The organism is Amycolatopsis sp. NPDC031561 (assembly GCF_055580625.1).
The window spans coordinates 208,593-230,739 of sequence record NZ_JBVILA010000001.1 but is presented as its reverse complement, the minus strand read 5'-3'; the positions used below and the strand labels follow the sequence as shown (position 1 = coordinate 230,739).

Below are 22,147 nucleotides of genomic sequence, written 5' to 3'. Positions count from 1 at the left end.
GGGGGTGGGTGCCCCGGCGGAGAAGCGTGTCCGAGGCCGAGCACCTGCGTTTAGCGGGCTAAATGCGATGCGGGCCCGGAGCCAGGACCGGGGGTGTCCCGGTGGCGGGCGTCCCCGTGTCTTGAAGGCCACCTTTGAGACGTTGATCGTCCCAAAGGTGGCCTTCAAGACATCCAAGGCGACTTGCGTTTAGCGGGCTAAACGCGCTCCGGGCCCGGAGGCGCCGCGCCTCGTCGGAGAAGCGTGTCCCCAATGTGGCATTGGAGACGCTGAGCGTCTCCAATGCCACATTGGGACACCAGCCCGAGGCCGCCGACTTGCGTTTAGCGGGCTAAACGCGCTTTGGGGGCGGTTCTCACCTGCGCGAGACACGGGGTGATTACGGTGGTGGGGTGGCGTCCGAACCCCAGCAACTGCCAGCCGTCCACGAGGCGTGGCTTCCGCGTGAGCATGCGCTGCACCGCCCCCGCCACGGTGGCAGGCAGCTGACCGCGCTGATCAGCGCGCTTCTGTTCTTCACCACCCCCGCCCTGCTGTGGGTGTTCGGCGTGCGGCCCGGCGAGATCGAGAACCACAAGCTCGCGAGCTTCCCCGGCCTGGACAAGGGCTGGGCCTTCTTCACCGACCTGCCGACCTGGGCCATCGACCAGCTGTCGTTCCGGCCGGGCGCGATCGCCGCCGCCGACGCGATCAGCCGCGGGGTCTTCGGCGAGGGCGCCCCGCTCGACCAGCCGCCACCGCAGCAGCAGGCGGGCCCGATCCCCGCGCCGCCCGCGCCCACCACGTCCAAGACCGCGCCTACGCAGGGCCCGACGCCGAACGCCGCGTCCGGCTATCGCCGTGTCGTGCAGGGCCGGGACGGCTGGCTGTACTACGGCTACGACGCCGACGCGAAATGCGATCCGTCCCGTCCGCTGCCCGAGACCATCGACAAGATCAACGAGCTGCGGCGCGCCGTCGAGCAGTCTGGGAGGCGGTTCGAGCTCGTCGTCGCGCCGGACAAGTCGACGATGGTCCCGCAGTTCCTGCCCGACACCTACCCCGGCAAGGACTGTTCGCAGTCGGCTGAGGCGGCCACCTGGCACCGGATGCTCAAGGACGCCCGCGCGATCGACCTGCGGCCCGAGCTGCGCGCGTCCGAGGGCCGGGTGCAGCGGCCGGTCTACCCGCCGAACGACACCCACTGGGCCGACGAGGGCGCGCTGGTGATGACGCGCGCCATCGCGAACGCGATCAAACCGGGTGTCACGCAGACCTGGGTCAGCGTTCCCGTCGGCCAGTACGACACGGTCGCCGACCTGCCGCCGCTGATCAGCAAGCAGGGCACGAAGACCAACACGCTCTACAGCCTCCGCCCGGACGGCTTGGTCGAGCGCGCGGGCGAGCCGAACGGCGACATCGACAGGCCGGTCTACCGCACCGCGAGCCCGCTGATCGGGACCGTGGACGAGAAGATCCTGATCTACGGCGATTCGTTCACGAAGGCGTCTTCGCGGTATCTCTCGGGCGCGTTCACGAACCTGACGATGCTGGCGCACTTCACGCAGAAGACGACGCAGGCCGAGGCCGTCGATGCTTTCGTCAACGCGAACGTCGTGGTCCTGGAGGCCGTCGAGCGCAGTGTGGCCGGTGGTCAGCTCGCGTTCATCGACCCCGGTTTCCTCACGGCGGTCAAGAAGGCGCTCGCCGAGCACCCGATCCGCTAGCGCAACGCGGGCTGCGCCGCCGCCGTCGGTTCGACGCGGACCCGCGAGCTCCTGCCGCGCAGCCACGCGATGAGGCGACAGACCAGGTAGATCACGAACGAGATCGTCGTGACGAACGCGCTCACCGGCTTCCCCGGCGCGAGCGACAGGATGATCCCGCCGAGTGCCGCGACCTCCGCGAACACGATCGACAATACGGTCGCCTTCCACGGGCTCGCCGTGACCCGCGCCGCCGCCGCGGCCGGGGTCACCATGAGCGAGACCACCAGCAGCGCGCCGACGATCTGCACGCCGAGCGCGCTCGAAATCCCGACCAGCACCGCGAAGATCAGCGACAGCAGCCGCACCGGCACGCCGCGCGCCGTCGCGACAGCGGGGTCGACCGTGGCGAACAGCAGCGGCCGGTAGATCACCGCGAGCACCACCAGGACGACGACCGACGCGCCGACGAGCAGGTTCAGGTTGGTGGAGTCGATGGTGATGATCTGCCCGACGAGGATGCCGAACTTGTTGGCGCTGCGGCCTTCGTAGAACGACAGCAGCAGGACGCCCATGCCGAGTCCGAAGGCGAGGATCACGCCGATCACGGAGTCGCGTTCGGACTCGCGGCCGCCGAGGATCCCGATCAGCAGGGCCGCGATGACCGCGCCCGCGAGGCCGCCGAGTTCGACGCCGACGCCGAGCAGCAGCGCGCCCGCCGCGCCGGTGAAGGCCAGTTCGGCGGTGCCGTGCACGGCGAACGACATCCGCCGCATGACGACCAGCGGGCCGAGCACGCCCGCCACCAGCCCGAGGACGGCGGCCGCGAGCAGCGCCGTCTGCACGAAGTCGAGACCGAGAAGTTCGCCGGTGAGGGCGAAGTCGAACATCTTGTCCACGGCGCTACGAAACCTGTTCGTCGAAATGGTGGGGTTCGTCCTCGCACAGCGAGCTCTGCGCCCCGGCGACGTGGATCTGCCCGCCGACCTTGAGCACCTCGATCCGCGTGCCGTACAGCTCGGACAGGGTCTCCGAGTTCATCACCTCGTCCGGCTTGCCGACCCGGAACTGGCCGTTCACCAGATAGAGCACCCTGTCCACATAGGACAGGATCGGGTTGATCTCGTGGGTGACGAACAGGACGGCGGTGTCGGCCGCGCGCCGTCGCTCGTCGATCAGCTCGCTGACCGCGCGCTGGTGGGCCAGGTCGAGGGAGAGCAGTGGCTCGTCGCACAGCAGGACCTCGGGGTCGCCGACCAGCGATTGCGCGACGCGGAGCCGCTGCTGCTCGCCACCGGAAAGCCGTCCCACCGGCTGTTTCGCGTACGCCTGGGCGCCGACGGACTCGATCGCCCGTGCCACCAGCTGACGCCGTTTCGCGATCCCGAAGAGCCCGGTCCCCCACCGGTGCCCGTCCAGGCCGAGGCCGACCAGGTCCACCCCGCGCATCGTCAGGCCCTCGTCGAGGGCGCGCTGCTGCGGGATGTAGCCGATCCGCCGGTTCTGCCCGCCGGGGCGCCGCCCCGCGATCTCGACCGTGCCCTCGGGCAGTCCCTGCTGGCCGAGCAGCACCTTGAGCAGGCTGCTCTTCCCGGAGCCGTTCGGCCCCAGGATCGCGAGGAACTCCCCGGGCTCGACGTCGAGGTCGAGCCCGGACCAGAGGGCCCTGGTGCCGAACGCGAGGCTCGCCCCGCGGACACGGACGCACGCACGCGCCTCGGCAGGTACGGAGGTCACTACTTCAGTGCTCCCGCCAGCGCGTCCACCGACTTCGTCATCCATGCAATGTAGTCGGTCACACCCTGGGGAAGTGTTTCGGTGACGTCGACGACCGCGATCCCGGCGCCCTTGGCGTCGCCGACGACCTGCTGGGTGACCGGGGTGGTGGTCTGCGCGTTGTTGATCAGCGCCTTGACCTGCTTGCCGGAAATCAGCTGCTTGACCTGGTTGAGCGCGGCGGCGGGCACGTCCTGCTCCGCTTCCACGGCCTCGGCGAAGGCGGGCGGCGTCGCGTCGGTGACCTTCGCGCTGTCGAGCAGGTAGTGCGCGACGGGCTCGGTCGCGACGACCTTGCCGCCCGAGGCGCCCAGCCCGGTGACCTTCTTCAGCAGTTCCTGGGTCTTGCCCTTGAACGCGGTCGCGTTGGCGGTGAAGGCGTCCTTCGACGCGGGCTGGATCTCGCCGAGCTTCGCGGCGACCTGGTCGGCGATCTTCTCGACGCCGGGCAGGCTGTACCAGACGTGCTCGTTCTCGTTGCCGGTCGCGGCGATGTCGACGGCGACGAGCTTCTGCGCGCCGGCGGCCTGGTCCGCGAGCTTCGAGAAGAACTCGTCGTAGCCGCCGCCGTTGGACAGCGTCAGCTTCGCGTTCTTCGCGGCGATGGCGTCGCTCGCGGTGGTCTCGTAGGAGTGCGGGTCGGCCGAGGGGTCGTGGATGATCGAGGTGACCTCGACCTTGTCGCCGCCGACGGCGGTCACGACGCTGCCCCAGACGTCGGTCGAGGCGACGACCTTGATCTTCTCGCCGCCACCGGGGTTCGCGGCGGCAGCGTTCTGCGAACCGGAAGCCGTCGACGCCTTGTCGCCGGACGCGCAAGCCGTCGCGCCGAGCGCGAGGACGGCCAGGGCCGACACGGCCGCGAAAACACTCTTAGTACGGCGGGAATTCATTTACTGCACTCCTGCGGATGCCCAGGCCAGGTGTCCCAGATGCCGGGTAATGGAAACCGTTGTCAGATTCAACTGTACCCCATCCGGCTGAAGGCACCCCCTGTCCAGGTACGAGCTGTACCCAGGGTCACTCTGAATCGAGACCTGCCACACGTCGGGTGATGCTTCTGCAAAACGTTCTGAACCGTTACGGTTTGCGGATGGGCCGTCCTATCCGCACCAGGAGGCAGGCGACACTGGCGTCGTTGGCCGCAGAGCTCGGTGTGTCGAGGACCACCGTCTCCAATGCCTACAACCGACCGGACCAGTTGTCCCCTGAGCTGCGCCGACGCGTCCTCGAGACCGCGCGCCGCCTCGGCTACCCGGGCCCGGACCCGGTGGCCCGATCACTGCGGACGCGCAAGGCGGGTGCTGTCGGTCTTTTACTCACCGAGAACCTCTCCTACGCCTTCCGTGACCCGGCGGCCATCGGCGTGCTCGAAGGGCTCGCGCTGGCGTGCGAGGACGCGGGCGTCGGCCTGCACCTGGTCCCGGCGAGCCCGGGCCGTGAGGACGTCGCCGCGGTGCACCGCGCGGGCGTCGACGGCTTCGTCGTCTACTCCGTGCCCGACGACGACCCGCATCTGGGCGCCGTGCTGGAGCGCCCGGTGCCGACGGTGATCGTCGACCAGCCGCGCGTGGACGGCGTCGACCGGGTCGGCCCGGACGACGCTGCCGCGGTCACGGCCATGGCGCAGCACCTCATCTCGCTGGGCCACCGGCAGATCGGCGTGCTGTGCATGCGGCTGGGCCGCGAGCGCAACGACGACTTCGTCTCCATCCAGCGGCAGAGCGCCGCGCACTTCCACGTGCAGCGGATCCGCCTCGAGGCACTCGCCGCCGCGTTCTCCGCGGCGGGTGTCGACTGGTCGACCGTGCCGGTGGTCGAACGCTTCGACCACACCGTGGACGACGGCGCCTCGGCCGCGCGCCAGCTGCTTGACGCGTATCCGCAGGTCACCGCCGTGATCTGCACTTCGGACATCCTCGCGCTCGGGGCGCTGGCCGAGGCGGAACGCCGTGGGCTGCGGGTGCCGCAGGATCTGACGGTCACCGGTTTCGACGGCATCACCGAGGCCGAGCGATCCGGGCTCACCACGGTCCACCAGCCGGTGCTCGAGAAGGGCAAGGCTGCGGGCAAGCTGCTGCTCAGCTCGGCCGACCGGGTCGGGCCGAAGGTGATCACCCTGCAGACCGAACTGCGGGTCGGCCGCACGTCGGCGCCGCCACGAACGGCCGAAGAACGCTGGTTCGGGCCGTGATGTAGCCCGTAAAGCGTTGCTCTCACCGAGCGTGTCCGTTCAAATGGTCGTGTGACCTCAATAGACGTACTTCTCAAGCGAAACCAGGAGCTGGGCGACGTCACTCCTGGTGACCGTTCGTCCCCGAGGCCATCACTCCAGGTGGCGGTTCTGACCTGCATGGACGCCCGTATCCGGGTGTTCGAGATCTTCGGCCTGCTCCAAGGCGAATCCCACGTCCTGCGCAACGCCGGCGGTGTCGTCACCGACGACATGATCCGCTCGCTCGCGCTGAGCCAGCGGAAACTGGGCACGCGTGAGGTGCTGATCGTCCAGCACACCGAATGCGGCCTGTCCATGGTCACCGAAGACGACTTCAAGGACGAACTCGAAGAGAGCACCGGACTGCGCCCGACCTGGGCCGTCGAGGCGTTCCGCGAGGTCGAGGACAGCGTGCGCCGCTCGGTGCAGCGCGTCCGGCGCAGCGACTTCCTGCCGCACCGGGAAAACGTCCGCGGGTTCGTCTACGACGTCAAAACGGGTCGCCTCAGCGAGGTCGCGTAGACCTCTTAAGCTTGACCCCGTGGGCGTCGACGCGGATGTGCTGACCGGATGGTTCGACGAAGTGGGGCGCGATCTGCCCTGGCGTGAACCGGAATGCACCGCCTGGGGTGTGCTCGTCAGCGAGATCATGTTGCAGCAGACGCCGGTCGCGCGGGTCCAGCCGATCTGGCTCGAATGGATGGCGCGCTGGCCGGTGCCGTCGGCGCTGGCCGCGTCGTCTCAGGGCGAGGTCGTGCGCGCCTGGGGCAAGCTCGGCTATCCGCGACGCGCGTTGCGGCTGCACGCGGCGGCGGCCGTCATCGCCGCCGAACACGGCGACGTCGTTCCGTCCGATGTGGACACTCTGCTCGCGTTGCCCGGTATCGGCGCGTACACCGCGCGCGCGGTCGCGGCCTTCGCCTACGGCAAGCGGGCGCCGGTGGTGGACACGAACGTCCGGCGCGTGGTGGCCAGGGCGGTGCACGGCGCGGGTGACGCCGGGCCGCCGTCGAACACCCGCGACATGGCCGACGTCGAGGCCCTGCTGCCGAAGGAAGACGCGCCCGCCGCGAAACTCTCGGCGGCGCTGATGGAACTCGGCGCGCTCGTCTGCACGGCCCGCTCGCCGCGTTGCGCGGACTGCCCGATCTACGACGACTGCGCCTGGCAGCACGCGGGCAAACCCGCCTACGCCGGGCCCGCGAAGCAGGTCCAGAAGTTCGCGGGGACCGATCGCCAGGTGCGAGGGCTGTTGCTCGACGTCCTGCGCGGAACCGAGGGCCCGGTCGAGAAGGCGCGGCTCGATCTCGTCTGGGACGAATCCGGGCAGCGCGACCGTTGCCTCGACTCCCTGCTGGTCGACGGCCTGCTCGAACAGACCGGCGACGGTCTGTTCGCCCTCCCCGGGGAACACTAACGCATTACGACAAAAGTTGGTCAATGGTTGTCAACGACGCGATGGCGGGTTAGTTTTCCGGCCAACGCGCATGATGGGAGCTACGCCCGTGGCCGACTTCGACCGACGTACCGCGCTCAAGGGCGGCCTGACGGTAAGTGCCGTCGGGCTACTGGGGACGACAACGTTTTCCGCCGCCGCCGTAGCGGCGCCCGGGGCAGCAGAACCGAAGATCCATGACACGGCGGCCTGGGGTGCCCGGCCGCCGAACGGGACGATCGAGGTGCAGAACCACAAGCCGACGTACATCGTCGTGCACCACACGGTCGATCCCGGCAACGTCACCGACTACTCGCTCGAACACGCCTTCTGGGCGTCACGGGCGATCCAGAACTTCCACATGGACACCCGCGGCTGGGTGGACAGCGGCCAGCAGTTCACGAACAGCCGCGGCGGGCACATCACCGAGGGCCGCCACCGCAGCCTGGAAGTGCTGCGCGGCGGCACGAAGCACGTGCTGGGCGCGAACGTGGGCAACAACAACAGCACTTGCATCGGGATCGAGAACGAAGGCCTCTACAGCACCGAGAACGTCACACCGGCGCTCTGGGACTCGCTGGTGAAGATGGTCGCGTACATCGCGTCGCAGTACGGGATCTCGCCGGAGTTCATCAAGGGACACCGGGACTTCAACTCGACCGAATGCCCGGGAACCGTGCTGTACAACCGGCTTCCGGAACTGCGCACGGCTGTCGGGAACCTGCTGGGCTCGGCGTCGCCGAGGGCCGATCTGCCCGAGTGGCCGCTGCTCAAACCCGGCGACGCCGGACCGCGGGTGCGGGTGGCCCAGGAACTCCTGCGGGCACGCGGTTTCGCCGTCCCCACCGACGGCCTGTTCGGACAGTCCACAAAGGACGCCGTCCGCACGCTGGCGACGAAGCACGGGCTGGAGCGTGACCTCTGCGGCGCGACGGCGGCGACCGACGAGACCGGGTTCCTCGGCTCCGACGTCTGGCCGCTCATCGTAGGGCCCGGGACCGATCTGCGGGCGCTGAAAGCACGACTCGCCGGCTGAACACCAGCGGCAAGAGGATCACGAAGGCGGCGACCCAAGGGAGCGTGGACGTTCCCCACGGCAGCAGCAGACCGCCGATGAGCGCGCCCCCGGCGACGGCGCCGTTCCAGGCCGCGATGGTGAGCGACTGGGCGGCGTCGGCCGTGGGGCCCGCAATCAGCGCGGTCACCGCCTGGAACGCGGTGGGCGCGCCGCCGAACGCCAGACCCCACAGTGCGGCGGCGGTCAGCACCAGGCCGTGGACGCCGTCGCTGATCCCCAGCAGGACGATGGCCGCGGCGGTCGCGCCGGTGCAGAACATCAGCACGGCCCGCGGCCGGCGGTCGAGCGCGGTACCCACCACGACCAGCCCGCCGACCGTCGCGCAGCCGAACACCAGCAGCGCCACGCCCAGCATCCCCGCCACGTCCAGACCGGCGAGAACCGGGCCGATGTAGGTGTAGGCCACGTTGTGCCCCAAGGAGAACAGCGCCACCGTCGCCAGCACGGGGCGCATTCCGGGCAGTCGGGACGCGGCGAGCGGCCGGGTGGACGCCGCCGGATCCGCGGGGACGGCGGGCACCACGGCGATCACCCACGCCATCAGCGGCACGGTGATCAGCGCCATCGCGGCGAAGGCCCAGCGCCAGTCGGCCAGTTCGCCGAGCGCGGTACCGGCGGGCACGCCGAGGGCGAACCCGATCGGGGTGCCGGACATGGCCACGGCCAGCGCGCGCCCGGTGAGTCCCGGCGGGGCGAGACGCATCGCGTAACCGGCGACGAGAGACCACATCACCCCGGTCAGCGCGCCGGAAACGATCCTCGCGACCAGGATCAGCGGATACGACGAGGACACGGCGATCAGCAGGTTGGTCACCAGGAAACCGGCGATCAGCAGCAGGAGCAACCGTTTGCGCGGGACCCGGAGTGTCGCGCTGGTGAGCGGGATCGCGGTCAGCGCGGTGGTGATCGCGTACACCGTCACCAGCTGCCCGGTCGCCGACGGGGAAACGCCCAGGTCCTCGGACATGCCCAGCAGCAGTCCGGCGGGCAGCACTTCGGTGAGGCAGCCGAGGAAGACCGTCGTCGTCAGCGCGAGCAGCGCGGGGATGGGCAGCATGCCCCGACGATCTCTTCCCCGGCGCGGCACGGGGTAGTCCCGGGCGGGTATGCCGTGGGGTTATCGGCCGGGATAACCCCGTGGCATGCCCGGCTGACAGTGCCGCGCGCGGCGCGGGCGCACGCACGATGGCCGGGCATCCTCCCCCGTAGAGAGAAGGCTCGTTCATGACCGTGCGGATTCGGTGGCAGGAGCCCTTGTGCACCGCGCTGCTCGCCACCACGATGATCGGCACCTGCCAGGCTCCGGCCGCGGCTCAGCCGGCACCCGGCAGTGACGGGTACGTGCACGTTTCACCCGACGGTACCGTCCTCGGCGCCGATCCTTACTACCCGAAGGACGGCAACGGCGGTTACGACGTCGACAAGTACGCGCTCGCGCTGGACTACTCGCCGTACTCGATGCAGTTGAACGGCAAGGCGACGATCACCGCGACGGCCACCCAGGACCTCAGCCGGTTCGACCTCGACCTGCGCGGGCTCACCGTGCGATCGGTGACCGTCGACGGGGTGCCCGCCACGTTCCGGCGGGCGGGTGAACACGAGCTGGTGATCACCCCGCGGACCCCACTGGCCGAAGGCACGCGGTTCACCGTGGTGGTCGGTTACGACGGGCGCCCGGAGCCGATCGCCACGGCGCGGGGCCGCGTCGGCTGGCTGGGCACCCCCGGCGATTCCGCCGTCGCCACCGGTCAGCCGCGTTCGGCGATGACCTGGTTCCCCGTCAACGGCACCGAAGTCGACAAGGCGACCTTGCGCGTCTCCGTCACCGTTCTGGACGAATTCTCCGTGCTGGGCAACGGTTCCCAGGTCTCCGACGTGCCAGCCACCTTCGGGCGGCACACCGTCACCTGGTCGGAGGACACCGCACTGGCGCCGAGCACGGCGATGCTCGGCATCGGGCGCTGGGAGGTCGAAAGGGTCACGCTTCCCGGTGGCCGGACCGCCGTCAACGCCTATCACCCGTGTGCCGTCGACAAGCGGAAGATCGGCGGACAGCTGCCCGAGGTGCTGGAGTTCCTCACCGGGAAGTTCGGCGACTACCCGCAATCGGCGGCGGGCGGACTGTTCCTCGATCGCTCTCTCGGTTACACGCACGGCGCCCAGACCCGGCCGGTGTACGGCCGCACGGCCACCATCGCCGATCTGGTGTACGCCACCGCGTACCAGTGGTGGGGAGCCGGCGTGAGCGGCAAGATGTGGCGCGACGCGCTGATGCCCGAGTCGATCGCGCAGTACGCGGTGTGGCTGTGGGACGAGGCCAAGAACGGCGTCGACCTCGACCGGCGTTACCGCGAAATGGTCGCCAAGGTGAGCGGTGACACCGGTTTCTGGGCGCCCAAGATCACCGATCCGGGCAAGGGAACCGAATTCGCGCCCACGGCCAAGGCCGTGCTGATGGTGCACGCACTGCGCCGCACGATCGGCGACGACGGGTTCTTCCAGATCATGGCGGGCTTTCCCATGATCAACCCGCAGGGCAACCAGAACTGGCACGACTTCGAGCTCTACGTCTCCGCGATGACGCAGCTCGATCTCGGCGCGTTCAACCACGCGTGGCTGGACGGCACGGTGCGCCCGCCGGACGAACTCCTCTATCCCGGGCCGCTGCGCCCCTCGCGATGAGAACTCCCGCCCGGACGACGTGACCCGATCATCCGTCGTCCGGGCGGGTCCCCAAGTCACCGTGAGACTCCAGATATCCGGCGTAAACCGGGGCCGTCCTCGCCTCGGCCCAGTACGTTTCGACCACGGCGGCGAGCAGTTCCTCCCGGCGCCCCGCCACGAAGGTCTCCCGGTTCCAGGCGAGAATATGCCTGCGCGGCAACACATCCCCGAGCAGTGGCCGGGTGACGACGCCGAGGTTACGCGGATCGCAGATCGGCTGCGACAGGCCGATCGCGCCCGCACGGACCACCAAGAGCGCCACCTGCTGCGAAGTCACCTGATGGGCGACCGACGGGCTGAAGCCGTACCGCGCGCAGGTGTCGGCGAAGTACTTGGTGAACGTGGCCGCCGAAGAATCCGACACCATCACCCATGATTCGTCCCGCAGCGCACGCAGGTCGACGACCTCCTCGCGGGCCAGCGGATGCCCTTCCGGCAGCAGGACGAAGGTCGGCTCGGTCACCACCACCGCGGTGTCCACACTCGCCGGGATCTCGAGCTCGTAGCCCGGATAATCCTTGACCAGCCCCAATTCCGCGCGCCGCTGGGCCAGCAACGGCAGCAGCCGCTCGGGGTGGTCGTCGTGCACGACCTGTACTTCGGAGACCTCGGGCCACAACCGGTGCACCAGTGACGGCAGATGCGCCACCAGCGCGCTGGCCACGGACGCCACCCGGACGACGTCGGGCGGGCCGCTGGGACAGACGCGCTGCTCGATGTCTTCGAGCAGTTTGTCCAGCTGTGGCAGCAAAGCGGCGGTCCGCCGCAACAGCAGTTCACCCATCGGCGTCGGTGTCACGCTGCCTTCCCGCCGATCGAACAACTGATAGCCCAGCATGTTCTCCAAACGTTTGAGCTGCGCGGAAACGGCGGGCTGGGTGACGCCGAGAGCGATCGCGGCACGGGAAAGGCTGCCCGTGTCCGCGATCGCCCGGATCACCCGCAGGTGGTGAACATCAAGCTGTACGACGTCGAACTCCTTTGTCACGTACGGGTTTTCGCCCCGTCGGAAGAAGTCATCGCCACGGAATCGCCCGTGACCCTGGTCCGTCTGCCCAGAAGAATATACAGGAGAAAGGCGCCGAAAACGGAATTCACCGTCGGAATTCCCCACGGCAGCCAGGCACCCACCGCAGCCCCGGCCACCCAGCAGATCAGCGCGACGGGAACCCAGGACGGGCAAGACGACGGCAGTTCCCCGGACGCGCGAGTGGCGTCCAGATCCGGTTTCCAGCGCCGGACCACGTAGTACTCGGCGATCACCACTCCGGCCACCGGTGGGGTGAGCACGCCGACCCAGGTCAGGAAAGTGGTGAAATGGTCGAGGATGCCGATCGCGGAGAGCACCGTGCCGAGACCGCCGAGCAGCAGGGTCGCGGTGGTGCGGTCGAGCCGCCGGGACAGCAGCACCTGCACGGTGTTCACCAGCCCGAGCGAGGACGAGTAGAGGTTCCAGTCGTTGATCTTCAGGATCGCGGTGACCAGGATCAGCGTGCCGAGCACCCCGGACGACGAGGTGATGATCCCGACCACGTCGGCGCTTTTCGCCGCGTGCGCGAGCAGAACCCCGATCAGGCCGATCAGGTACTGGCCGAGGGTGATGCTGACCAAGGTCTGTTTCACCACGTCGGACGCGGTCCGGTTGAACCGGGTCATGTCCGGGGTCATGATCGCGCCCATGATGAACGCGCCCGCCACCAGCGTGGTGCCCTGCGCGAGCGACATGGCGGGCCCCGGCGGCGGCTCGGCCATCAACGCGGGCAGCGAATGGTCGCCGAGCGCGGTGACGATCGAATACCCTGCCAGCGCGAGGAAAGCGGGCACCGTCAGGTACGCCGTCCAGGCCATCGCGTGGAAGCCGAACATGACGATCGCGGTGACCAGCGCGCCGCCCGCCAGCGCCCACACCCAGACCGGCGGGCCGCCCATCAGGGCGTGGAGGCCGTGGGCGAACACGTCGTTCTGCACCCCGAACCAGCCCGCCAGGCTCAGCGTCATGAGCAGCCCGACCAGCGAGGACCCGCCGGTGCCGAATCCGGCCCAGCGCGCGAGCACCGATGTGGACAGCCCTTCCCGGGTACCGGCGATGCCCATCAGGATGGTGATGATCTCCAGCAGCACCGAACCGATCGTGATGGCCAGTACCGCGTCCCAGAAGGTCATGCCGAACCCGAGTACCGCCCCGAGCAGGAACTGGTGGAACGAGGAGACCTGCCCGAACCGTTGCAGCGCGACGGAAACCCAGGAATAGCGGCGTTCGGCGGGTACCCGGCGCAGGGAGAAGTCGTCGTGTTCCACGGTCACTCCGCCCGTTCCGGAACGGCTTGTTCGAGGACGACGAATCCCTGACCCGGCAGTGGCCGCCAGGAGAGTTCGCCGCGGTAGAGCCGTTCGAGGAACCCGACCCGCTGGTGGTAGGCGAAAACGGAGCTTTCGACCCCGGCGACCGCGACGGTGCCGACGAACATCGGCAGCTCGGCCAGGAAGTACCGGACCGCGCTGCGCAGCTGGTCACGGCTGGGATGTTCGCCTTCGGGCAGCCGCCGGTCCAGCACCCAGCCGGTGGCGCCGAGGCACTGCTCGGAGAACTCCGGGTCGGTGGCGAACCGCTGGTGTGCCTCGGAAAGCAGGCCGAGGTACGCGCGATCGGTTTCGAGCACCGCGGCGTCCAGGATCAGGGTGTGCGGATCCGACGGGCAGACCTGCTGCAACGCCCGGACGATCTTGTTGCGCGTGTAGTTGCCTTGCCGCTGCGCCTTCTGCGCCGCGCGGACCGGGTCGTAACCGAGGGCTTCGAGGGTGAACGCGGACGGCCCGTCCGGGACGAAGAAATGAAAGCCCTGAAAGGCCGACATGGCCCAGCGGGCGAGATCGGCGATCCGGTCCACCGTGAAATAGCTGTTGAACGGGCTGACGCCGATGCAAACGTGCTCGGCGCGCGCCAGCGGATCGGTACAATGCTCGGTGAGCGGCTGTGGTCGCAGCAAGACGGCTCCTGATTCGCGTGATATGCGCCGGAGTTGAGGCGTCGACCGAACGTAGCCATGGCGGGTAATCCGCGGTATTGCCGATCGTGGTTGTCATCGCGTTATAGGAATTCGACGATCTTTCGTTCCTGCGAGACAACGGTTGAATCGGCGCGACCTTCGGGGGTGCCGGACGCGGGCGGAGCGCGGTATACGAAGTCATGGAGATTCAGGTTCGGCATCTTCGCGTGATCTGTGAAATCGCATCGTCGGGCAGTCTCAACCGTGCCGCGGCCGGGCTGGGGCTCGGGCAGCCCGCGCTCAGCCACCAGTTGCGCCGGATCGAGCGGATGGTCGGCGGCTCACTGTTCCACCGCGACCAGCACGGGGTGCGGCCCACCGAACTCGGTTCCCTGATCCTGCGACGGGCGCGCGCGATCGTGCTCACCTTCGACGAACTGGAGCACGACTTCCACCGCCAGGAACCGGAGCTCGGCGAATCGGTCAGAATCGGCTGGAACGACAGCGCCATCACGGGTTCGCTGCTCGGCGGGCTGCGCGACCTGAGACCGGGCGAACCGTTCCGCACGCGCGCGGACACCTCGCGCACCCGGCTGCTCGCACAGGTCGCGAACCGCGGCATCGACCTCGCGCTGATCATGATCTGCGGCGGGCGCGGGCTGCCGGTGCCGCCGGAGGTGCGGACCATGACCCTGGTGAGGGAACCGTCGTTCGTCGCGGTCCCGTCCGGGCATCCGCTCGCCGACGCCGAGGAGATCGAACTCACCGAACTGTCGGGCGAGGACTGGATCGTGTCGAGCGGTGGCGACGGCTGCCGGGTGGTGTTCCGCGAAATGTGTCTCGCGCACGGTTTCGACCCCAGGATCACCCACGACGTGGACATCGACACCGCGCGGGAAGACCTGGTCAGCGGCGGCTACGGCGTCGGGCTGGTCCAGCCGACCCGGCCGCCGTCGGACGGCCTGGTCATCCGGCCGCTGGCGGGGGCGCCGATGTGCGTGCGGCACGTGCTGGCCTGGCGGGAGGACGGCCCGTGCGCGCCCCGCGTCCCGGAACTCGCGACCGAGGCGACGGCGGGGTACTGGCAACTGGCCGAACGGACGGCGCCGTACCGGACCTGGCTGCACCGGCACGGCCGGCTGGCCGCCGGCTGAAGACCGCGGGCCCCGCTGGTGGGGCGCGTTGGCCGCCTGAAGTACATGAAGGTCCCCTTCCGTGAAGGGGGCCTTCATGTACTTGGGACGGTGTGAAGGGAACTTTGAGGGACCCTGGGTCCCTCAAGGAGGCCTTCACGGACTACGCGGCCGCCGGTTGAGGGGGCCCGGCGCCCCGCCGCCAACGGCCACCCCGCCCCGCCATCACACAGGCCTCCCCCCTCGATAACCCTCCGGCATGTCGAGGCGGCACTAGAGCGCGTCCCGGAAGACGGCCGACGATGGGAATCGTCAATCACGGTCGTGAAGAGAAGGGGCACCATGCTGCCGTTGATCTCTCGTACGGAACTGCTCTCCCGAATGGAGGCCGGGTCGGTGGTGGTGGTCGACACGATGCCCGCCGCCTATTTCGAAAAGGAGCATCTCCCGGAAGCGCGCAACATTCCGGGGTTCCCGTACGAACAGGCCGCCGAATTCACCGATGACCTGGCACCGACGGTGCTTCCGGACAAGGCCGCCGCGATCGTCGTCTATTGCGCGAACACGCCGTGCCGCAACAGTGAATTCGTCGGACGGCGGCTGCTGGAGCTCGGGTACACGAACGTCCGCAAGTACCGCGAAGGCATCGAAGACTGGGTCTCGAACGGTTTGCCCACCGGTTCTTCGTCCTGAGTGGACCATCCCGCATCCAAGGAGAACGTCTTGTCCAAATGCAAACGGTTCGTCTGCGTGCTGGCCGGCGTGCTGGCGCTCATCACTGGTTTCGGCTCCGGCGCGGCTTCGGCCGCACCTTCACCGACGGCCGAGAACGTGATGGTGGTGACGTCGGCCAACTACGCCGAGGTCATGAACATCTCGAAGCAGAAGCTGGTCATCATGGACTTCGGCGCGACCTGGTGCCCGCCGTGCCGCCAGATGAAGCCGGTCATCGAACGGCTCGCCGGTGAGTACGGCGGCAAGTTCCTGCTCGGCGAGGTCGACGTCGACCGCAGCCGGGACCTCTCCAGCCGGTACAACATCCAGTATCTCCCGACGCTGGTCGGGGTCCGCAACACCGCGGAACTGCCGTCCTCCCGGAACATCGGCTACCCCGGCGAAGCGAAGCTGCGCGCCTGGATCAACGCTCAGTTGGCGAAGGGCTGAGCGTGTGGCTCCGGGGCCTACCCGATGACGTCGGAGAGAAACGCTTCGACGGCACCGAGGTAGGTCTCCGGGGCCTCTTCGTGCACGACGTGCCCGGCGCCCTCGACGACGATGTGACGGCCGAGGCCGCCGGGCACGCGGGCCGCGAGTTCGGCCTGCTGCCCGTGCGGCATCGCCGTCCGTTCGCCCTCGATCGCCAGCAGCGGGCATCGGAGGCGTTCGACGTACTCCCAGAAGTCCCGCCGTCCCCATTCCGCCGCGATCTCGTACAGATCGGGGAGCGAGGCGATCAGGTGATAGCCGTCTTCGCGTTCTTCGACGCATTCGATGAAATAGTCGCCGGTGTCGCCGAAGAATTCGCGCACGTGGGCCAGTGACCGGAACGGGACCGGCCAGGATTCGAAGTGGCCGCGCCAGTCGTCGACGGTCCGTCCGCGCTGGTCCGGCGCGAAGTCCTCGCAGACCACGGCGCGGACGAGTCCGGGATGGGTCGCCGCGGTGACCCACGCGTGCAGGCCGCCCATCGAATGTCCGATCAGGACCGCGGGCTCGTCGAAGGTCTTCAAGACCTCGGCGACGTCGTCGGCGAAGCGCTCGGTGCGCCAGGGGCCACCGCGCGGTCCGCGTCCGTGCCCGCGCGCGTCGAGACCGTGGACACGCCCGTACGGTTCGAGCCTTCGCGCGACCCGCCACCACGTCGTCGCCCTGCCCATCAGCCCGTGCAGGAGGACGATCGGCGGCCCGTCACCGCCGAAAGTGATCAACCCGTCGCGCTGAATCACCACTAAGCTCCCCTCCATGCGCAGCCGTGTCCCCGCCGCCGGTCTGGTCCTGGGGGTCATCTGCGCCCTGATTATCGGTTGCAGTCCCGATCCTCCCCCGGCGGAGCCCCCACCGCCGCCGCCGATGAACCCGGCGCCGGGCGCCGCGGGCGCGGGCGATCCGTACTACCCGATGGACGGAAACGGCGGCTACGACGCGGTCGAGTACCAGGTCGGGATCACTTACGACCCCGCGAAAGGGCGTCTCGACGGCGACACCACGGTGACCGCGAAAGCGACCCAAGACCTCAATCGGTACAACTTGGACTTACGCGGCTTGACGGTCCAATCCGTTGAAGTGGACGGAAAACCGGCGAAGTTCGCCCGGGAGGGCGAATTCGAGCTGGTGGTGACGCCCGCCGAACCGATCCGGAACGGGACCGCTTTCCGCACGAAGGTCGTCTACGGCGGCGACCCTTCGGCGACCCCCAAGGCGGGCGGCAGCGAGAACGGCTGGCAGAAGTCGAAGGACGGCGGCGCGTTCATCGTCGGCGAGCCGCATTCGGCGTCGTTCTGGTACCCCGTCAACGAAACCCCGCGCGACAAGGCGATGTTCAACCTCACCGCCCGGGTGCCGGACGGCTGGACCGTCATCTCGAACGGCCGCGAGATCCAGAAGACCTCGGCGAACGGCTGGTCCACGACGTCCTGGCAGGAGCGCACGCCCGTGGCGGCCTACCTGACCACCGTGGCGATCGACAAGTTCACCGTCGACCGGATGTCACTCCCGGACGGGACGCCGCTGGTCAACGCGTACGCGCCGGGTGCCGAGGACAGGCGCGACGCCGGAAGGCGGCTGCCGGAGATCATCGGCTTCCTGACCTCGAAGTTCGGGCCGTACCCGGTGGACGCGGCGGGCGGGATCTACCTCGACGAGGACATCCACTTCTCGCTGGAGACCCAGACCAGGCCGACCTACGCGAAATGGGCCGACCTGATCACCGTGGTGCACGAAACCGCACACCAGTGGTTCGGCGATTCGGTGACGCTGAATTCGTGGTCCGACATCTGCCTCAACGAATGTCTCGCGTCGTACGCGCAATGGCTTTGGCAGGAATCGCGGGACGGCCAGAACCTCGACGACCGCTATCGCGCCGCCCTCGAGATCATGCGGGGCAGCCCGGATTTCTGGAGGCCGAAGCTGGTCGACATGGGGGCGGGAAAGGAATTCCACGGCGTCTACGACAAGGGGATCCTGGCCATCCACGCGCTGCGGCGCAAAATCGGCGAAGGCGCGTTCGCGCGGCTGCTGAAGGAATGGCCGGCGGCGCACCGGAACGCCAACGCGTCCTGGGCGGATTTCGAGGCGTTCACGATCAAGCTCTCGGAGCAGGATCTGCGGCCGTTCTTCGACGCCTGGTTCCACGGCACGGTGATCCCCCCGGACGCCGAACTGCTGCCAGGCACCCTGCGGGGCTAGGTGCCTATCGCAAGTAGTCCTCTAGTTGCGGTAGTCGGGCAGGTCGATCCCGTTCACCACGTCCCGCATCTTCCGTGACGCCAGCGCGGCGATCGGTTTGAGCCGCATCGCCCGCATCATCAGGTACCTCGTCCGCAGGGCCGTCCGCGACTTCGCGAAGATCGTCTCGGCGTTGGCCCGCCCCATCGCCTGCGTGTTCTCGACGAACTCGCGCATCACCGACTCGTACCGCTCGAGGCCGGTTTCGAGGTCGGCGGCGAGTTCCCCGGCGAGGACGTACGCGCCGACGAACGCCAGGCTCGTGCCCTGTCCGGAGAGCGGCGACGGGCAGAACGCGGCGTCACCCAGCAGCCCGATCCGGCCGCGCGACCAGGACTCCATGATCACCTGGGCGCACGAGTCGAAGTAGAAGTCGGGGGCGTCGTCCAGCCGTTCCAGCAGCCAGGGTGCCTCCCATTCCATCCCGGCGGCGAACCCGCGGACCAGCGCCTTCTGCGCCTCGATGTCGCGGTAGTCGTAGTCGACCTTCTCCGAGGCGAACCCGAAGTAGGCCATCGCCTCGTGACCGTCGCGAATCGCGCGGATCCCGGCGGACCGGCCGACGTCGTCGAAGCCGATCGCCCAGTTCCGCAGGCCCAGCCGGTTCGGCACGGTGAAGAACGCCAGGTACGAGCCCAGATGCCGGACGAACCGGGACTCTTCGCCGAAGGCCAGCGCCCGCACTCCGGAGTGCAGCCCGTCCGCCCCGATGACCACGTCGAACGTCCTCCGCGTGCCACTGGCGAAGGTGACGTCGACGCCGTCTGCCCTCTCGTCCAGCGCGGTGATCCGGTCGCCGAAGACGTACTCCGTCTTCTCCCTGGTCGCCTCGTACAGCACTTCGGTCAGGTCGCCGCGGAGGATCTCGATCTCGGCGATGACCCCGTCACCGCCGAAGTCGTCGGCGCGGCGGGTGGCCTTCGTCCGGCTCTTCCGGTCGACGAGCGTCTCGCCCTCGGTGTCCGTGCACGCCGCGCGGATGCGTTCGTCCAAGCCCATGCGGCGGGCGACCTCCCTGGCCGTTCCGCGCAGGTCGACGGCCTGACCACCGGGGCGCAACGAAGGCGCGCGCTCCACGATGGTCACGTCGAACCCGTATCGCGTCAGCCAGAACGCCAGCGCGGGGCCCGCGACGCTCGCGCCCGAGATGAGGATCTTCGTGTCGGCCATTCTCCGGAAGGTCCCACGCATCACATCGCGGCGCAAAAGAGTTTCACCGTAGGGTGGACGGCATGGCTGTCGTGAAGATCAACGCGATCGAGGTCCCCGAGGGCGCAGGCCCCGAGCTGGAGAAGCGGTTCGCCGCACGGCTGCACGCCGTCGACAACCAGCCCGGCTTCCTCGGCTTCGAACTGCTCCGCCCGGTCTCCGGCGAAAGCCGCTACTTCGTCTACACGAAGTGGGAGTCCGAAGAGGCGTACCAGGCGTGGGCGTCCGGCCCGGCGCGTGAGGCGCATGCGGGTGAGCGCGCGAAGCCGGTCTCCAGCGGCGCGAACCTGCTGGAATTCGAGGTCGTCCAGGCTTCGAAGCCGGGTGAGTGAGCTCGAACGAGCCGCGGAACTGATCGACGGCGCCGGCGCGCTGCTCGTCTGCGCCGGCGCCGGCATGGGCGTCGACTCCGGCCTGCCCGATTTCCGGGGCGACGAGGGTTTCTGGAAGGCGTATCCGCCGTACGAGCGGCTGGGCATCAGCTTCGTCGAACTCGCCGACCCGCGGCATTTCGCCGAAGATCCCGAGCTGGCCTGGGGTTTTTACGGGCACCGGCTCGCGCTGTACCGCGCCACCGTCCCGCACGAGGGGTTCCGGCTCCTGGCGTCCTGGGGCTCGCGCAAACCCGGCGGCGTGCGCGTGTTCACGTCCAATGTGGACGGTCAGTTCCAGAAAGCCGGCTATCCGCACGTGGCCGAGGCGCACGGATCGATCCATCACCTGCAGTGCCTTTCCCGGTGCACCCCCGAGATCTGGCCGTCGGACGACGTCGAGGTCCCGGTCGACGAGGACACGATGCGCGCGCTCGACCCGCTGCCGTCGTGCCCGCGCTGCGGTGGCCTCGCGCGCCCCAACATCCTGATGTTCGGCGACTACGACTGGCTCGGGCAGCGCAGCCAGGCCCAGCTCGACGAGCTGACCGCGTGGCGCCGCGCGCATCGCGACCTCGTGGTGGTGGAACTCGGCGCCGGGCAGGCCGTGCCCACCGTGCGGCGCTACTCGGAGCTGGCCAGCGCCGCGACCGGCGCCCTGGTCCGGATCAACCCGCGCGAACCCGGGATCCGGCACGGCCGCGGCGTCTCACTGGCGAGCAACGGCCTCGAAACCCTCAAGGCGCTGGACGCCCTGCTCGCCTCGTGAGTGGTAAGGACGGTTAGAGCGGACCGGTATTTGCCTACCTATGCGTGACCAGGGTGAAGATGGTGTGCGGTAGTCGAAGGGGTCGCTCCGGTCTCGGGGCTCGATGACATCGGCATCCAGAACAAGCTCTACAAGCCACCGAGATGACATCAGGATCCAGTGGGTCGGCAAAGCGAATACCGGTCCACCAGAACCCGAACCGCCCTTACCACTCACGAGGCGTGGAGGTCACTTTCCGGGCAGCACGACCTCGGCGTACACGGCATCGTGATCGCTGCCGGGCGTCTCCAGCACCTTGAAGTCCGCGATGGCCGCCCGTTTGTCCGCCAGCACGTGGTCGATCGGCACCGGCGGTACCGCCCCGTTCGTCCAGGTCCCCTGCAGCGCCTTCCCCAGCTGATCGGCCGCGTCCACGTATCCCCTGGTCAGCAGCTCACGGAAGACCGAGTGGTCGAGGCTGGCGTTGAAGTCGCCTGCCAGGATCCGGATGTCGTGCTCCGCGTCGGCGTACGGCAGGTCCTTGGCCTCGTCGACCCACGCGTGCCTGTCCCACATCGGCGCCGCGGGATGGACCGCGACGACCTCTATCCGGACACCGTCGCCGAGGTCCACGCCCGCACTCGGCTGTTTGTAGGTCGAGTCGCCGCTCAGCGTCAGCGGCGTCAGCGGGTACTTCGACACCAGCCCGGAGCCGGAGGCCCACTCCGCCGGATGCAGCACCTGGAACGGCAAGAGCCGGAACAACCCGGCCCGGTCGAGCCCGGTGATCGCCTCGGGCGTCAGCTCGGTCAGGCTCAGGACGTCGACCTGGTGTTCCTTCACGTAGCCGACGATCCTGTCCGGATCCGCCTGCCCGCCGAGCATGTTCGACGCCAGCACGCGGACGTGCTTCCCGCCGAGCGCCTTCTGCTCGTTCGCGAACGCGCGGGGCAGCACCAGGGCGGCGATCGTGAAGGTCAGGACCAGGGCGACGGCCGCGACCCACCAGCGGCGGAGCCCCAGGGCGAGAACGGCCAGCACCAGCGTCGCGATCCCGGCGTACGGCGTCAGCGCGAGCGCCGCGATCGTGTACGTGTTGCCGTCGTAGCCCACCAGCCGCATCGCCGTCAGCACCGCGAACGGCACGACCGCCCCGATGAGCAGCCCGCTGACCAGCTTCCCCCGGGCACTCCCGCGGGTCCGGGGAACCGCCCGTTCTTCGATCACCATGACATCGAGTATGCCGATCAACGCCCGATGTGGCGGCGGTCTCCACAACACCTCCACAACCACCTCACGCCGCGGCTACCAGCGCTTATCAGGTTGTGCCAGCCGCTGTCAG

22 protein-coding genes are annotated in these 22,147 nt (G+C 68.8%); 12 read left to right on the top strand and 10 right to left on the bottom strand.

Annotation, left to right across the window (positions count from 1 at the left end):
* Positions 1 to 392: 392 nt before the first annotated feature.
* Complete coding sequence (locus ACZ5IK_RS01100) at positions 393 to 1,706, top strand: alginate O-acetyltransferase AlgX-related protein (protein ID WP_465486013.1); 1,314 nt, start codon at positions 393 to 395, stop codon at positions 1,704 to 1,706.
* Here ACZ5IK_RS01100 and ACZ5IK_RS01095 read toward each other — a convergent pair.
* Genes ACZ5IK_RS01095 through ACZ5IK_RS01085 form a run of 3 tightly spaced genes read right to left on the bottom strand, consistent with a single transcriptional unit; the run spans position 1,703 to position 4,354 of the window.
* Entirely contained in the window at positions 1,703 to 2,584 is an 882-nt protein-coding gene (locus ACZ5IK_RS01095) for a metal ABC transporter permease (protein ID WP_465486012.1), read from the bottom strand. The two genes, ACZ5IK_RS01100 and ACZ5IK_RS01095, sit on opposite strands and share 4 nt — an antisense overlap.
* A gap of 4 nt (positions 2,585 to 2,588) precedes the next feature.
* The gene (locus tag ACZ5IK_RS01090) at positions 2,589 to 3,422 is read right to left on the bottom strand and encodes a metal ABC transporter ATP-binding protein (RefSeq protein WP_465486011.1); all 834 of its coding nucleotides are present in this window, start codon (positions 3,420 to 3,422) and stop codon (positions 2,589 to 2,591) included.
* Positions 3,422 to 4,354 (bottom strand): metal ABC transporter solute-binding protein, Zn/Mn family, encoded by a 933-nt coding sequence (locus ACZ5IK_RS01085; RefSeq protein ID WP_465486010.1) that lies wholly within the window; start codon positions 4,352 to 4,354, stop codon positions 3,422 to 3,424. The genes ACZ5IK_RS01090 and ACZ5IK_RS01085 overlap by 1 nt, the downstream gene beginning before the upstream one ends.
* A 200-nt stretch (positions 4,355 to 4,554) precedes the next feature.
* Between ACZ5IK_RS01085 and ACZ5IK_RS01080 the strand changes: the two genes are divergently transcribed.
* The 4 genes from ACZ5IK_RS01080 to ACZ5IK_RS01065 all read left to right on the top strand — a co-directional run bounded on the left by ACZ5IK_RS01080 (position 4,555) and on the right by ACZ5IK_RS01065 (position 8,147).
* Positions 4,555 to 5,655 carry a LacI family DNA-binding transcriptional regulator gene (locus ACZ5IK_RS01080; RefSeq protein WP_101613561.1) on the top strand — a complete coding sequence of 367 codons (1,101 nt, stop codon included), beginning with the start codon at positions 4,555 to 4,557 and terminating at the stop codon, positions 5,653 to 5,655.
* Positions 5,656 to 5,706: 51 nt separating this feature from the next.
* Positions 5,707 to 6,198 carry a carbonic anhydrase gene (locus ACZ5IK_RS01075; protein WP_184896627.1) on the top strand — a complete coding sequence of 164 codons (492 nt, stop codon included), beginning with the start codon at positions 5,707 to 5,709 and terminating at the stop codon, positions 6,196 to 6,198.
* A gap of 19 nt (positions 6,199 to 6,217) precedes the next feature.
* Entirely contained in the window at positions 6,218 to 7,093 is an 876-nt protein-coding gene (locus ACZ5IK_RS01070; RefSeq protein ID WP_101611039.1) for an HhH-GPD family protein, read from the top strand.
* An 88-nt stretch (positions 7,094 to 7,181) separates the two neighbouring features.
* Complete coding sequence (locus ACZ5IK_RS01065; protein ID WP_465486009.1) at positions 7,182 to 8,147, top strand: peptidoglycan recognition protein family protein; 966 nt, start codon at positions 7,182 to 7,184, stop codon at positions 8,145 to 8,147.
* Here the strand turns inward: ACZ5IK_RS01065 and ACZ5IK_RS01060 are convergent.
* Positions 8,092 to 9,246, bottom strand: coding sequence for an MFS transporter (locus ACZ5IK_RS01060; RefSeq protein WP_465486008.1), 1,155 nt, complete (start codon positions 9,244 to 9,246; stop codon positions 8,092 to 8,094). The two genes, ACZ5IK_RS01065 and ACZ5IK_RS01060, sit on opposite strands and share 56 nt — an antisense overlap.
* 167 nt (positions 9,247 to 9,413) lie before the next feature.
* Between ACZ5IK_RS01060 and ACZ5IK_RS01055 the strand changes: the two genes are divergently transcribed.
* The gene (locus ACZ5IK_RS01055) at positions 9,414 to 10,871 is read left to right on the top strand and encodes a M1 family metallopeptidase (protein WP_465486007.1); all 1,458 of its coding nucleotides are present in this window, start codon (positions 9,414 to 9,416) and stop codon (positions 10,869 to 10,871) included.
* A 28-nt stretch (positions 10,872 to 10,899) separates the two neighbouring features.
* Here the strand turns inward: ACZ5IK_RS01055 and ACZ5IK_RS01050 are convergent, their stop codons facing one another.
* The 3 genes from ACZ5IK_RS01050 to ACZ5IK_RS01040 are packed head-to-tail and all read right to left on the bottom strand — an operon-like array spanning position 10,900 to position 13,900.
* Positions 10,900 to 11,901, bottom strand: a complete 1,002-nt coding sequence (locus ACZ5IK_RS01050) for a LysR family transcriptional regulator (protein ID WP_465486006.1) — start codon at positions 11,899 to 11,901, stop codon at positions 10,900 to 10,902.
* Positions 11,898 to 13,211, bottom strand: coding sequence for a purine-cytosine permease family protein (locus ACZ5IK_RS01045; RefSeq protein WP_465486005.1), 1,314 nt, complete (start codon positions 13,209 to 13,211; stop codon positions 11,898 to 11,900). The genes ACZ5IK_RS01050 and ACZ5IK_RS01045 overlap by 4 nt, the downstream gene beginning before the upstream one ends.
* A 2-nt stretch (positions 13,212 to 13,213) precedes the next feature.
* Positions 13,214 to 13,900, bottom strand: coding sequence for a tRNA-dependent cyclodipeptide synthase (locus ACZ5IK_RS01040; RefSeq protein ID WP_101611044.1), 687 nt, complete (start codon positions 13,898 to 13,900; stop codon positions 13,214 to 13,216).
* 227 nt (positions 13,901 to 14,127) lie between these two features.
* Between ACZ5IK_RS01040 and ACZ5IK_RS01035 the strand changes: the two genes are divergently transcribed.
* The 3 genes from ACZ5IK_RS01035 (at position 14,128) to ACZ5IK_RS01025 (ending at position 16,197) form a co-directional block, all read left to right on the top strand.
* Entirely contained in the window at positions 14,128 to 15,054 is a 927-nt protein-coding gene (locus tag ACZ5IK_RS01035; protein WP_465486004.1) for a LysR family transcriptional regulator, read from the top strand.
* A 321-nt stretch (positions 15,055 to 15,375) separates the two neighbouring features.
* Positions 15,376 to 15,726, top strand: a complete 351-nt coding sequence (locus ACZ5IK_RS01030) for a rhodanese-like domain-containing protein (RefSeq protein ID WP_465486003.1) — start codon at positions 15,376 to 15,378, stop codon at positions 15,724 to 15,726.
* Between the two features lie 30 nt (positions 15,727 to 15,756).
* Positions 15,757 to 16,197, top strand: coding sequence for a thioredoxin family protein (locus tag ACZ5IK_RS01025; protein ID WP_465486002.1), 441 nt, complete (start codon positions 15,757 to 15,759; stop codon positions 16,195 to 16,197).
* A gap of 17 nt (positions 16,198 to 16,214) precedes the next feature.
* Here ACZ5IK_RS01025 and ACZ5IK_RS01020 read toward each other — a convergent pair whose 3' ends face one another.
* Entirely contained in the window at positions 16,215 to 16,997 is a 783-nt protein-coding gene (locus ACZ5IK_RS01020; protein WP_465486001.1) for an alpha/beta fold hydrolase, read from the bottom strand.
* On the opposite strand from ACZ5IK_RS01020, the gene ACZ5IK_RS01015 reads away from it, so the two are divergent.
* Positions 16,996 to 18,438, top strand: a complete 1,443-nt coding sequence (locus tag ACZ5IK_RS01015) for a M1 family metallopeptidase (protein ID WP_465486000.1) — start codon at positions 16,996 to 16,998, stop codon at positions 18,436 to 18,438. The two genes, ACZ5IK_RS01020 and ACZ5IK_RS01015, sit on opposite strands and share 2 nt — an antisense overlap.
* 21 nt (positions 18,439 to 18,459) lie before the next feature.
* Here the strand turns inward: ACZ5IK_RS01015 and ACZ5IK_RS01010 are convergent, their stop codons facing one another.
* The gene (locus ACZ5IK_RS01010; protein WP_465485999.1) at positions 18,460 to 19,647 is read right to left on the bottom strand and encodes an FAD-dependent monooxygenase; all 1,188 of its coding nucleotides are present in this window, start codon (positions 19,645 to 19,647) and stop codon (positions 18,460 to 18,462) included.
* Between the two features lie 62 nt (positions 19,648 to 19,709).
* Here ACZ5IK_RS01010 and ACZ5IK_RS01005 point away from each other — a divergent pair, with 62 nt between their 5' ends.
* Both ACZ5IK_RS01005 and ACZ5IK_RS01000 read left to right on the top strand, forming a co-directional pair.
* A complete protein-coding gene (locus ACZ5IK_RS01005; RefSeq protein ID WP_005165349.1) occupies positions 19,710 to 20,018 on the top strand; it encodes an antibiotic biosynthesis monooxygenase family protein in 309 nt (102 codons plus the stop codon).
* Entirely contained in the window at positions 20,011 to 20,826 is an 816-nt protein-coding gene (locus ACZ5IK_RS01000; RefSeq protein ID WP_465485998.1) for an SIR2 family NAD-dependent protein deacylase, read from the top strand. Before ACZ5IK_RS01005 ends, ACZ5IK_RS01000 begins: the two co-directional genes overlap by 8 nt.
* A gap of 228 nt (positions 20,827 to 21,054) precedes the next feature.
* On the opposite strand, the gene ACZ5IK_RS00995 is transcribed toward ACZ5IK_RS01000, so the two are convergent.
* On the bottom strand, positions 21,055 to 22,035 hold the full coding sequence (locus ACZ5IK_RS00995) for an endonuclease/exonuclease/phosphatase family protein (protein ID WP_465485997.1): 981 nt from the start codon (positions 22,033 to 22,035) through the stop codon (positions 21,055 to 21,057).
* Between the last annotated feature and the right edge of the window lie 112 nt (positions 22,036 to 22,147).

Excerpts from the sequence above, each read along its gene's own strand:
- ACZ5IK_RS01080 (WP_101613561.1), top strand. The coding sequence starts at position 4,555 with ATGGGCCGTCCTATCCGCACCAGGAGGCAGGCGACACTGGCGTCGTTG.
- ACZ5IK_RS01005 (WP_005165349.1), top strand. The coding sequence starts at position 19,710 with ATGGCTGTCGTGAAGATCAACGCGATCGAGGTCCCCGAGGGCGCAGGC.
- ACZ5IK_RS01085 (WP_465486010.1), bottom strand. The coding sequence starts at position 4,354 with ATGAATTCCCGCCGTACTAAGAGTGTTTTCGCGGCCGTGTCGGCCCTG.
- ACZ5IK_RS01055 (WP_465486007.1), top strand. The coding sequence starts at position 9,414 with ATGACCGTGCGGATTCGGTGGCAGGAGCCCTTGTGCACCGCGCTGCTC.
- ACZ5IK_RS01030 (WP_465486003.1), top strand. The coding sequence starts at position 15,376 with ATGCTGCCGTTGATCTCTCGTACGGAACTGCTCTCCCGAATGGAGGCC.
- ACZ5IK_RS01015 (WP_465486000.1), top strand. The coding sequence starts at position 16,996 with ATGCGCAGCCGTGTCCCCGCCGCCGGTCTGGTCCTGGGGGTCATCTGC.
- ACZ5IK_RS01020 (WP_465486001.1), bottom strand. The coding sequence starts at position 16,997 with ATGGAGGGGAGCTTAGTGGTGATTCAGCGCGACGGGTTGATCACTTTC.
- ACZ5IK_RS00995 (WP_465485997.1), bottom strand. The coding sequence starts at position 22,035 with ATGGTGATCGAAGAACGGGCGGTTCCCCGGACCCGCGGGAGTGCCCGG.
- ACZ5IK_RS01010 (WP_465485999.1), bottom strand. The coding sequence starts at position 19,647 with ATGGCCGACACGAAGATCCTCATCTCGGGCGCGAGCGTCGCGGGCCCC.
- ACZ5IK_RS01060 (WP_465486008.1), bottom strand. The coding sequence starts at position 9,246 with ATGCTGCCCATCCCCGCGCTGCTCGCGCTGACGACGACGGTCTTCCTC.